The organism is uncultured Allobosea sp., assembly GCF_945956895.1.
Classification (GTDB): domain Bacteria; phylum Pseudomonadota; class Alphaproteobacteria; order Rhizobiales; family Beijerinckiaceae; genus Allobosea.
In genome coordinates, this window is sequence record NZ_CAMFJF010000083.1 from 1 (window position 1) to 10296 (window position 10296).

Consider the following 10296-nt stretch of genomic DNA (forward strand, 5'->3'; position numbering starts at 1 on the left):
GCAAGCTGTTCAGCCGCCGATGCCATGCGTCCGGTCCCTGGGTCTCAAACTGGTCCCTAGATCATCGCGCGTCCTACCGGCCGCGGTAACGATGATCTATCTCATTGTCAGAGCATCGGATCGATCCGGAAAGTGGATTCCACTTTTCGGTCCGATGCTCTGGAAGCACGTCTGCCAACGCACGCGTGGTGCTGTCTGCGGATTCGCGCCTTGCGTCAAACAGTCAAACGGCGGCCAAGGCGCTGGGCCCGGCCGCCGTTCGCAAAGGTCATGTAGGCGCTGGAGCCGGATGGTTCCAGATGGCTGCGCTTCGCGCAGCCATCTGGAAGCTGAATCCGCCTCCGATCAAGCGTCACGCCTGTGAAGCGGCAGCCAGAATCTTGACCGAACCGCCGGCCTTCTCGATCGCAGCGACGGCCGACTTGGACGCGCCGTACACCTCGAAAGCAAGCTTGGTCTTGAACTCGCCGGCGCCGAGAATCTTGACGCCGTCCTTGGCCTGGCGGGTGATGACACCGGCGGCGACGAGCGCCTCGATGGTGACAGCGCCCTTGGCGTCGAGCTTGCCGGCTTCCACCGCCTGCTGGATCCGGCCGAGGTTCACCTCGTTCAGGTCCTTCGCGAAGAGGTTGTTGAAGCCGCGCTTCGGCAGGCGACGATACAGCGGCATCTGGCCGCCTTCGAAGCCCTTGATGGCGACGCCGGCGCGCGAGGTCTGACCCTTCACGCCGCGACCACCGGTCTTGCCCTTGCCCGAGCCAATGCCACGGCCGACGCGGATGCGCTGCTTCAGAGCGCCTTCGTTGTCACGGATCTCATTGAGTTTCATGTGTCGCCCTCCTCACTTCGCGTCGACGACGCGCACGAGGTGCTTGACCTTCTCGACCATGCCACGCACCGCGGGGGTGTCCTGGAGGGTCGAGCGGCGGCGGATCTTGTTCAGGCCGAGACCGATCAGGGTCTGGCGCTGGGCGGCCTCGCGGCGGATCGGCGAACCGATCTGCTCGATGGTGAAGGTCTTCTCAGCCTTTGCCATGATTCCCCCCTCACGCTTCCGCGGCCGCATCCGTGCCGGCATCGCGGCGACGGGTCTGCAGGGCCGAAACCTTGAGCGAGCGACGAGCCGCGACCGAGCGCGGGCTGTCCTCGTTCTTCAGCGCGTCGAAGGTGGCGCGCACGAGGTTGTACGGGTTGGAGGAGCCGAGCGACTTCGAGACGACGTCCTGCATGCCGACCGCCTCGAAGACGGCGCGCATCGGGCCGCCGGCGATGATGCCGGTACCGGCCGGAGCCGCGCGCAGCACGACCTTGCCGGCGCCGTGGCGGCCCTGCACGTCGTGATGGAGGGTCCGACCCTCGCGCAGCGGGATACGGACGAGGCCACGCTTGGCGGCTTCGGTCGCCTTGCGGATCGCCTCGGGAACTTCACGGGCCTTGCCGTGGCCGAAGCCGACGCGGCCCTTCTGGTCGCCGACGACGACGAGCGCGGCGAAGCCGAAGCGACGCCCGCCCTTCACCACCTTGGCGACGCGGTTGATGTGGACGAGCTTGTCCACGAACTCGGAAACTTCCGTTTCCCGGTCCTTACGCTCACGCGGCTCTCTAGCCATGTGTCTGTCCTCTTACTTGCGCGGACGAGAATCGAAGTCCCGCCGCTCGCTCGAGCCTAACCCCGTGCATCATTGCGCGGGGAAGCCAGTAAACAGGCGTCGCCCGGCCGGCATATGACGCCAGGCCGGGCGAAACCCGATAACCTCAGAAGCTGAGGCCGCCCTCGCGGGCTGCATCGGCCAGCGCCTTGACGCGGCCATGGTACATGTACGGGCCGCGGTCGAAGACCACTTCCGTCACGCCGGCCTTGACCGCGCGCTCGGCAACGATCTTGCCGATCTGGCCAGCCGCCTCGACATTGGCGCCGGACTTGATCTGCTCGCGCACGTCCTTGTCGAGCGACGAGGCGGAGGCCAGGGTGACCCCCTTCACGTCGTCGATGACCTGGGCGTAGATCTGCTTGCCGGTGCGATGCACCGACAGGCGCGGGCGACCATTGGCAACCGCCTTGATCGCGCGGCGGACGCGGGCCTTGCGGCGCGCAGTCACATCGTTCTGCTTGCTCATGGCTGGCGTCCTTACTTCTTCTTGCCTTCCTTGCGGAAGATGAATTCGCCGGCGTACTTGACGCCCTTGCCCTTGTAGGGCTCGGGGCCACGATAGTCGCGAATCTCCGCGGCGGTCTGGCCGACGATCTGCTTGTCGATGCCGGTGACGACGATTTCCGTCGGCTTCGGGGTCGCAATCGCGACACCGGCCGGGATTTCGTAGTCGATGTCGTGGCTGTAGCCGAGCGACAGCTTCAGCACCTTACCAGCGACGGCGGCCTTGTAGCCGACGCCGTTGATCTCGAGGCGCTTCTCGAAGCCGGCGGTGGTGCCGATCACGAGGTTGTTGATGCGGGCGCGCGAGGTGCCCCAGAGCGCACGGGCGCGCTTGGACTGCGAACGCGGCTGCACCGCGATCGCGCCGTCCTCCATGGCGACCGAGACGTCCTCGGGAACCGTGAAGGAGAGCTCGCCCTTGGAGCCCTTGATCTTGACGAGCTGGCCGGTGACCGAGGCAGTGACGCCCGCGGGAACCGAAACCGGCTTCTTACCGATACGAGACATTTGGATTTCTCCTGAAAATGAGCGGGGCGCCTGTAAGGTCAGAAGACCTTGCAGAGCACTTCGCCGCCCACGTTCTGCTCGCGGGCCACATGATCGGCCATCACGCCACGCGGGGTCGAGACGATCGTCACGCCAAGGCCATCGGCCACGCGCGGCATGGTCTCGACCGACGAGTAAACGCGGCGGCCGGGCTTCGAAACACGCGAGATCGACCGGATGACCGGCTGGCCCTCGTGATACTTCAGCTCGATGTCGAACTCGGTCCGGCCGTTGCCGAACTCGGTCTGGCTGTAGCCGCGGATGTAGCCCTCGGACTGCAGCACGTCGAGCACGCGAGCGCGCAGCTTCGAGCCAGGGGTGGAAACGCGGGACTTGCGACGCATCTGCGCATTGCGGATGCGGGTCAGCATATCGCCGAGCGGATCAATGATTGCCATTGTTCCAGTCCTCCTTACCAGCTCGATTTCACGAGGCCGGGAACCAGCCCCTTGTTACCGAGCTCACGCAGCGCGACACGCGACATCTTGAGCTTGCGATAGAACGCACGCGGACGGCCCGTCACTTCGCAGCGGTTGCGAATGCGGATCTTCGCCGAGTTGCGCGGCAGTTCGGCCAGCTTCAGGCGGGCGAGGAAGCGCTCGTCCATCGGCTGGTTGTCGTCATTGGCGATCGCGAGAAGGCGAGCCCGGCGGCCGGCGAATTTCTTCACCAGCTTCCTGCGGCGCTCGTTGTTCTCGACGGAGCTTTTCTTAGCCATCGATCTCTCCTGGTTTCCGCGTATGAACGCTTAGGTTCACTGCCGGAACGGGAAGTTGAAGTGCTTGAGCAGAGCGCGTGCCTCGTCGTCCGACTTCGCAGTCGTGCAGACGATCACGTCCATGCCCAGGACCTGGTCGACCTTGTCGTAGTTGATCTCGGGGAACACGATGTGCTCCTTGATCCCGAGCGCGAAATTGCCGCGCCCGTCGAACGACTTGGGGTTGAGACCCCGGAAGTCGCGCACGCGCGGCAAGGCGATGGTGACGAGCCGGTCGACGAACTCGAACATCTTGGTCTTGCGCAGCGTGACCTTGCAGCCAACCGCCATGTTCTCGCGCAGCTTGAAGCCGGCGATGGCGAGGCGGGACTTGGTGATGACCGGCTTCTGGCCGGCGATCATGGCGAGGTCGCCGGCGGCGACATCGACCTTCTTGCGGTCGGCAGTCGCTTCACCAACGCCCATGTTGATGACGATCTTCTCGATCGTCGGCACTTCCATGACGTTCTTGTAGCCGAATTCGGCGATCATCGCGGGACGAACGACGTCCTCGTAATGCTTCTTCATGCGCGGCGAGAGCGCCGCCTGCTGAGCCTCAGCCATCGATCAGATCCCCCGAACGCTTGGCGAAACGAACCTTGCGGCCGTCATCGAGCACCTTGAAACCGACGCGGGTGGCCTTGCCATCCTTGGGATCGGCAACGGCGATGTTCGACAGGTCGATCGTCGCTTCCTTGCTGATGATGCCGCCCTCGGACTGCGGGGACTGCTTGGTGTGGCGCTTCACCAGGTTGACGCCACGAACGACGGCGCGGCCGTCCTTCGGCAGAACCTGGAGAACCTCACCCGCCTTGCCCTTGTCGCGGCCGGCGAGCACGACGACCTTGTCGCCCTTCTTGATCTTCGCAGCCATCACAGCACCTCCGGCGCCAGCGAGATGATCTTCATGTGGTTCTTGGCGCGCAGCTCGCGCGGAACCGGTCCGAAGATACGCGTGCCGACCGGCTCCTTCTGGTTGTTGATCAGCACGGCCGCATTGCGGTCGAAGCGGATCACCGAACCGTCCTGGCGCTTGACGTCCTTGGCGGTGCGAACGACGACCGCCTTCATGACGTCGCCCTTCTTCACGCGACCGCGCGGAATGGCTTCCTTGATCGAAACGACGATGATGTCGCCGATACCGGCGTACTTGCGCTTCGACCCGCCGAGAACCTTGATGCACATCACGCGACGCGCGCCGGAATTGTCGGCGACGTCGAGATTCGTCTGCACCTGGATCATGGCCTTGATCCTTCCAATCTGTGTATCAGCGCGGTTTCCCGGACCGCATCAGCGCCGCCCGGGACTACGACTGACGGGGGTCGACGCCCCCTGGCCTCAAACAAAACACGATCCGCAAAAGTGGTTTCCACCTTTGCGGAGAAACATGTCCGGCTTCTTTCCTGCCCCGCCCTGCCCCTGATTCGGGGCCGGGCGAAGCCGTCTCAAATCACGCCTTGGGGGCGTCTTCGAGCACAACCCAGCTTTTCAGCTTGGAAATCGGCTTGGACTCCTCGATCCAAACCGTGTCGCCGACCTTGAACGACCCCGCCTCGTCATGGGCGTGATAGTTCTTCGTGCGGCGCACCGTCTTCTTGAGCAGCGGGTGCGTATAACGCCGCTCGACCTTGACCACAACAGTTTTGTTCTGCTTGTCGCTGACGACGACGCCCTGCAGTACGCGCTTAGGCATTATTCTCTCCTCACGCGCTCGCCGCGACGGTCTTCGACCGCTGCAGCGTCTTGATGCGGGCGATGTCCTTGCGCACTTCGGTGACGCGCGCGGTGTTCTCGAGCTGCCCGGTGGCCTTCTGGAAGCGCAGGTTGAACTGCTCCTTCTTGAGCTTCAGGAGCTCGTCCTGGAGCTGGTCCGTGCTCATGGCCTTCAGGTCGGACTGACGCTGTGTAATTTTCATCTTGCCCTCCCTCACTCGGCAATGCGCTGGATGAAGCGCGTCTTGATCGGCAGCTTGGCAGCGCCGAGACGGAGCGCCTCGCGGGCGATCTCCTCGGGCACGCCGTCGAGCTCGAACATGATCCGGCCCGGCTTGACCTTGGCCGCCCAGAACTCGGGCGAACCCTTGCCCTTACCCATGCGGACTTCGGTCGGCTTCTTGGAAACCGGCACGTCGGGGAATACGCGGATCCAGACGCGGCCGACGCGCTTCATGGCGCGGGTGATCGCGCGGCGGGCCGCCTCGATCTGCCGGGCGGTGACGCGCTCGGGTTCCTGGGCCTTCAGGCCGAACTGCCCGAAGTTGAGGTCCGTGCCGCCCTTGGCGACGCCGGAAATGCGTCCCTTGAACTGCTTGCGGAACTTGGTGCGTTTTGGTTGCAGCATGGCTCTTCTCGATCAGCCTTACGCAGCCTGCTCGCGACGATCGCGATCGCGGTGATCACGGTCACGACCGCCGGAGCGGCCGCCCTCGTCGGAGAGGCGCTTGTCCTGGGCCATCGGGTCGTGTTCCAGGATCTCGCCCTTGAAGATCCAGACCTTGATGCCGCACGTCCCGTAGGTCGTGAAAGCGGTGGCGACGCCGTAATCGACATCGGCGCGCAGCGTATGCAGCGGCACGCGGCCCTCACGGTACCATTCGAGGCGGGCGATCTCGGCGCCGCCGAGACGGCCCGAGCAGTTGATGCGGATGCCCTCGGCGCCCAGACGCATCGCCGACTGCACGGCGCGCTTCATGGCGCGACGGAAGGCGACGCGGCGCTCGAGCTGCTGGGCGATCGAGTCGGCGACGAGCGTCGCGTCGATCTCGGGCTTGCGCACCTCAACGATGTTGATCGTCACGTCGGCCTTGGTGAGCTTCGAGACTTCCTTGCGGAGCTTCTCGATGTCGGCACCCTTCTTGCCGATCACCACACCCGGGCGAGCCGAGTGGATGGTAACGCGGCACTTCTTGTGCGGACGCTCGATGATGATCTTCGAGACAGCGGCCTGCTTCAAGAGCTTCATGAGCGCGGCGCGGATGGCCATGTCTTCATGCAGCAGCTTGCCGTACTCGCCCTTGTTGGCGAACCAACGCGAGTCCCAGGTGCGGTTGATGCCGAGGCGAAGGCCGATCGGATTGATTTTCTGACCCATCGTTCTCTCCTCAGGCCTTCGCAGCCTGCACTTCGCGCACCACGATCGTGATGTTCGAGAACGGCTTCAGGATACGGGCGCCACGGCCGCGGGCGCGGGCGTGGAAGCGCTTCATGACGAGCGCCTTGCCGACGAAGGCCTGTGCCACGACGAGATCGTCGACATCGAGATCATGGTTGTTCTCGGCGTTGGCGATCGCGCTCTGGAGGCACTTGCGCACATCGAGCGAGATCCGCTTGCGCGAGAACTCGAGATCGGCGAGCGCAGTCGCGACCTTCTTGCCACGGATCAGCTGAGCGACGAGGTTCAGCTTCTGCGGCGAGACGCGAAGGTTGCGAGCGATCGCAGTGGCTTCGTTCTCGGGCAGCGCACGGGGGGCGGATGCTTTACCCATGGCTTACTTCCTCTTCGCCTTCTTGTCGGCAGCGTGGCCGTGGAAGGTGCGGGTCGGCGAGAACTCGCCGAACTTGTGACCGACCATTTCCTCGGACACGGACACCGGCACATGCTTCTGTCCGTTGTAGACGCCGAACGTCAGACCGACGAACTGCGGCAGGATCGTGGAGCGACGGCTCCAGATCTTGATAACTTCACTACGGCCCGAGGTCCTGGCGACCTCGGCCTTCTTCAGGAGGTATCCGTCGACGAACGGACCTTTCCAAAGCGAACGCGCCATGACGGACCTCAGTTCTTCTTCTTGCGGGCGTGACGGCTCGACACGATGAACGTATCGGTCCGCTTGTTCGAGCGGGTCTTCTTACCCTTGGTCGGCAGACCCCAGGGCGTGACCGGATGACGGCCACCCGAGGTCCGGCCTTCACCACCGCCGTGCGGATGGTCGACCGGGTTCATCGAGACGCCGCGGTTATGCGGACGGCGGCCGAGCCAGCGCGAGCGACCAGCCTTGCCGTCGTTCCGGTTCATGTGATCCGGGTTAGAGACGGCGCCGACGGTAGCATAGCACAGACCCGAGATCAGGCGCTGCTCGCCCGAGTTCAGGCGGACGATGACGTAGCCCTGGTCGCGACCGACGATCTGGGCGTAGTTGCCGGCCGAACGGGCCAGGGCGCCGCCCTTGCCGATCTTCAGCTCGACATTGTGCACGATCGTGCCGATCGGCAGCGAGCCCATCGGGGCTGCGTTGCCGGGCTTCACGTCGACCGACTCACCCGCGAGGACCGTGTCGCCGACAGCCAGGCGCTGCGGCGCCAGGATGTAGGACTGCTCGCCGTCCTGATACTTGATCAGGGCGATGAAGGCCGTGCGGTTCGGATCGTACTCGAGCCGCTCGACGGTCGCCGGGATGCCGGCCTTGCCGCGACGCTTGAAGTCGACGAGACGCAGCGTGCGCTTGTGGCCACCGCCGCGGAAGCGGACGGTGATGCGGCCGAGATTGTTGCGGCCGCCCGAGGAGCTCTTGCCCTCGGTCAGCACCTTGACCGGCTTGCCCTTGTAGAGCTCGCTGCGGTCGACGATCACGAGCTGGCGAAGGCTCGGCGTGATCGGCTTGAAATGTTTCAAAGCCATGATGCTTCCCTCACAGGCCCGTGGTCACGTCGATGGAGTGGCCCTCTTCGAGGGTCACGACCGCCTTCTTGACGTCCGAACGCTGGCCGGGACGGCCACGGAACATCTTGACCTTGCCCTCGGTGACGATCGTGTTGACGCTCTTCACCTTGACGTCGAAGAGCTTCTCGATCGCCGCCTTGATCTGCGGCTTCGTTGCGGTCTTGGCAACCTTGAAGACGACCTTGTTATGCTCGGAGAGCATCGTCGCCTTCTCGGTGATGACCGGCGCCACGATCACATCGTAGTGGCGCGGGTCGAGGTTCTTGGCGGACTGGCTCATTTGAAGCGCGCCTCCAGCGCATCGACGGCCGCGCGCGTCAGGACAAGCTTGTCGCGACGCAGGATGTCGTAAACGTTGATGCCCTGAACCGGCAGCACGTCGACATTCGGGATCGAGCGAGCGGCCAGGCCGAAATTGGTATCGATCTCGGCGCCGCCGATGATCAGCGCGCTCGACAGGTCGAGCTTGCCGAAATGGCCGAGCAGCACCTTGGTCTTCGGCTCGGAGAGCTTGGCATCGTCGATCACGATGATGCCGGCATCCTTGGCCTTGGCCGAGAGAGCGTGGCGCAGAGCCAGCGCACGGACCTTCTTGGGAAGATCATGGCCGTGGTCGCGCAGGACCGGGCCGAAGGCCTTGCCGCCGCCGCGGAACTGCGGAGCCGAAGCTGCACCGTGGCGAGCGCCGCCGGTGCCCTTCTGCTTGTAGATCTTCTTGCGGGTGCGATCGACTTCCGAGCGGCCCTTGGACTTGTGGGTCCCGGCGCGGCGCTTGGCGAGCTGATAGCGGACCATGCGGGCAAGCAGATCAGCGCGCGGCTCCAGGCCGAACACCTCATCCGACAGCTCGACCGAACCGGCCGACTTGCCTTCAAGAGTGGTGATATCGAATTTCATCACGCGTTCTCCTCAGCCTGGGCCGCAGGAGCCTCATCCGCCTTGCCCTCGCCGGAAACCTTGAACTTGCCCGGCAGCGGCGCATCCTTCGGCAGGGCACGCTTGACGGCGTCACGGACGTGGATCCAGCCGCCGGCTACGCCCGGAACGGCGCCCTCGACGAGGATCAGGCCGCGCTCGGCATCCGTCTGGACGACGCGCAGGTTCTGCGTGGTGACGCGCTCGGCGCCGAGATGGCCCGGCATCTTCTTGTTCTTGAAGGTCTTGCCCGGGTCCTGACGGCCACCGGTCGAACCGATCGAACGATGCGAGACCGACACGCCGTGCGTGGCGCGCAGACCGCCGAAGTTCCAGCGCTTCATACCGCCGGCGAAACCCTTACCGGTGGTGGTGCCGGAGACGTCGACGAACTGGCCGACGACGAAGTGGTCCGCGGTCAGCTCGGCGCCGACGGGGATCAGCGCGTCATTGCTGACGCGGAATTCCACCACCTTGCGCTTCGGCTCGACCTTGGCGACCGCGAAATGACCGCGCTCGGCCTTCGAGACATTCTTCACCTTCGCCTGGCCGGAGCCCAGCTGCACGGCCACATAGCCGTTCTTCTCGATCGTGCGATGCGCGACGACCTGGCAGTTGTCGAGCTTCAGCACGGTGACCGGGATGTGCTCGCCGGCATCCGTGAAGATGCGGGTCATCCCGACTTTCTGTGCAATCACACCGGAACGCATCGGTGCATACCTTCCTTTGGGGTCATGTCCATCCGGGGTCACCGGAAACAGAGGACCCGTTTAATCGGATCCGAAGATGGTCAGACGAAGTGGAAACCGGTTCGTCGTTCAGACCATCTCCGACTTAAAGCTTGATTTCGACGTCGACGCCGGCGGCGAGATCGAGCTTCATGAGGGCGTCGACCGTCTGGGGGGTCGGGTCGACGATGTCGAGGACCCGCTTGTGGGTCCGCATCTCGAACTGCTCGCGCGACTTCTTGTCGATGTGGGGCGAGCGGTTGACGGTGAACTTCTCGATGAGCGTGGGCAGCGGAATCGGTCCGCGGACCTGGGCGCCCGTCCGCTTCGCGGTCGACACGATCTCGCGCGTCGAAGCGTCGAGGATGCGGTGGTCGAACGCCTTGAGGCGGATCCGAATGTTCTGACCGTTCATGGTCTCAATTCTCCGTGACGTGAAAAGGCAAAGGCCCCGAAGGGCCCCTGCCCCTCACGCAAACGCGTTACGCGATGATCGAGGCGACGACGCCGGCGCCGACGGTGCGGCCGCCTTCG

At 64.4% G+C, this 10296-nt stretch carries 21 protein-coding genes; all 21 read right to left on the bottom strand.

The genetic code is table 11. From position 1 onward, the window contains the following. Positions 1-352: 352 nt before the first annotated feature. Positions 353-829 carry a 50S ribosomal protein L15 gene (rplO, locus tag Q0Q02_RS21405; RefSeq protein ID WP_293812552.1) on the bottom strand — a complete coding sequence of 159 codons (477 nt, stop codon included), beginning with the start codon at positions 827-829 and terminating at the stop codon, positions 353-355. Between the two features lie 12 nt (positions 830-841). Continuing rightward, positions 842-1036, bottom strand: coding sequence for a 50S ribosomal protein L30 (gene rpmD, locus Q0Q02_RS21410; protein WP_047582056.1), 195 nt, complete (start codon positions 1034-1036; stop codon positions 842-844). Positions 1037-1046: 10 nt separating this feature from the next. Next, complete coding sequence (rpsE, locus tag Q0Q02_RS21415) at positions 1047-1610, bottom strand: 30S ribosomal protein S5 (RefSeq protein ID WP_047582054.1); 564 nt, start codon at positions 1608-1610, stop codon at positions 1047-1049. A 145-nt stretch (positions 1611-1755) separates the two neighbouring features. Beyond that, on the bottom strand, positions 1756-2118 hold the full coding sequence (gene rplR / locus Q0Q02_RS21420; RefSeq protein ID WP_047582052.1) for a 50S ribosomal protein L18: 363 nt from the start codon (positions 2116-2118) through the stop codon (positions 1756-1758). Positions 2119-2129: 11 nt separating this feature from the next. After that, complete coding sequence (gene rplF, locus Q0Q02_RS21425; protein ID WP_293812553.1) at positions 2130-2663, bottom strand: 50S ribosomal protein L6; 534 nt, start codon at positions 2661-2663, stop codon at positions 2130-2132. Between the two features lie 38 nt (positions 2664-2701). Continuing rightward, the gene (gene rpsH / locus Q0Q02_RS21430) at positions 2702-3100 is read right to left on the bottom strand and encodes a 30S ribosomal protein S8 (protein WP_047582049.1); all 399 of its coding nucleotides are present in this window, start codon (positions 3098-3100) and stop codon (positions 2702-2704) included. Between the two features lie 14 nt (positions 3101-3114). Beyond that, entirely contained in the window at positions 3115-3420 is a 306-nt protein-coding gene (gene rpsN, locus Q0Q02_RS21435; RefSeq protein ID WP_199085556.1) for a 30S ribosomal protein S14, read from the bottom strand. 36 nt (positions 3421-3456) lie between these two features. After that, complete coding sequence (gene rplE / locus Q0Q02_RS21440; RefSeq protein ID WP_293812556.1) at positions 3457-4023, bottom strand: 50S ribosomal protein L5; 567 nt, start codon at positions 4021-4023, stop codon at positions 3457-3459. Continuing rightward, positions 4016-4333, bottom strand: a complete 318-nt coding sequence (rplX, locus tag Q0Q02_RS21445; protein WP_293812557.1) for a 50S ribosomal protein L24 — start codon at positions 4331-4333, stop codon at positions 4016-4018. Before rplX ends, rplE begins: the two co-directional genes overlap by 8 nt. Beyond that, a complete protein-coding gene (rplN, locus tag Q0Q02_RS21450; protein WP_291657142.1) occupies positions 4333-4701 on the bottom strand; it encodes a 50S ribosomal protein L14 in 369 nt (122 codons plus the stop codon). Before rplN ends, rplX begins: the two co-directional genes overlap by 1 nt. Before the next feature lie 208 nt (positions 4702-4909). Then, on the bottom strand, positions 4910-5152 hold the full coding sequence (gene rpsQ, locus Q0Q02_RS21455; RefSeq protein ID WP_199085553.1) for a 30S ribosomal protein S17: 243 nt from the start codon (positions 5150-5152) through the stop codon (positions 4910-4912). A gap of 10 nt (positions 5153-5162) precedes the next feature. Beyond that, positions 5163-5375, bottom strand: coding sequence for a 50S ribosomal protein L29 (gene rpmC / locus Q0Q02_RS21460; protein ID WP_047582036.1), 213 nt, complete (start codon positions 5373-5375; stop codon positions 5163-5165). An 11-nt stretch (positions 5376-5386) separates the two neighbouring features. Beyond that, the gene (gene rplP, locus Q0Q02_RS21465) at positions 5387-5800 is read right to left on the bottom strand and encodes a 50S ribosomal protein L16 (protein ID WP_293812560.1); all 414 of its coding nucleotides are present in this window, start codon (positions 5798-5800) and stop codon (positions 5387-5389) included. Positions 5801-5818: 18 nt separating this feature from the next. Then, positions 5819-6550, bottom strand: coding sequence for a 30S ribosomal protein S3 (rpsC, locus tag Q0Q02_RS21470; RefSeq protein WP_149128654.1), 732 nt, complete (start codon positions 6548-6550; stop codon positions 5819-5821). 10 nt (positions 6551-6560) lie between these two features. Beyond that, entirely contained in the window at positions 6561-6944 is a 384-nt protein-coding gene (rplV, locus tag Q0Q02_RS21475) for a 50S ribosomal protein L22 (protein WP_047582031.1), read from the bottom strand. A 3-nt stretch (positions 6945-6947) separates the two neighbouring features. Continuing rightward, positions 6948-7226 carry a 30S ribosomal protein S19 gene (gene rpsS, locus Q0Q02_RS21480; protein WP_291658358.1) on the bottom strand — a complete coding sequence of 93 codons (279 nt, stop codon included), beginning with the start codon at positions 7224-7226 and terminating at the stop codon, positions 6948-6950. Between the two features lie 8 nt (positions 7227-7234). Beyond that, positions 7235-8077 carry a 50S ribosomal protein L2 gene (rplB, locus tag Q0Q02_RS21485; RefSeq protein WP_293812563.1) on the bottom strand — a complete coding sequence of 281 codons (843 nt, stop codon included), beginning with the start codon at positions 8075-8077 and terminating at the stop codon, positions 7235-7237. 10 nt (positions 8078-8087) lie between these two features. Further along, the gene (locus tag Q0Q02_RS21490) at positions 8088-8399 is read right to left on the bottom strand and encodes a 50S ribosomal protein L23 (RefSeq protein WP_047582026.1); all 312 of its coding nucleotides are present in this window, start codon (positions 8397-8399) and stop codon (positions 8088-8090) included. Then, positions 8396-9016, bottom strand: a complete 621-nt coding sequence (gene rplD, locus Q0Q02_RS21495; RefSeq protein WP_257732006.1) for a 50S ribosomal protein L4 — start codon at positions 9014-9016, stop codon at positions 8396-8398. The genes Q0Q02_RS21490 and rplD overlap by 4 nt, the downstream gene beginning before the upstream one ends. Further along, positions 9016-9744: a 50S ribosomal protein L3 gene (gene rplC / locus Q0Q02_RS21500; protein ID WP_257732007.1), complete on the bottom strand. Its 729-nt coding sequence runs from the start codon at positions 9742-9744 to the stop codon at positions 9016-9018. Before rplC ends, rplD begins: the two co-directional genes overlap by 1 nt. Before the next feature lie 124 nt (positions 9745-9868). Then, on the bottom strand, positions 9869-10177 hold the full coding sequence (gene rpsJ / locus Q0Q02_RS21505) for a 30S ribosomal protein S10 (RefSeq protein ID WP_043237115.1): 309 nt from the start codon (positions 10175-10177) through the stop codon (positions 9869-9871). Positions 10178-10296: the final 119 nt, after the last annotated feature.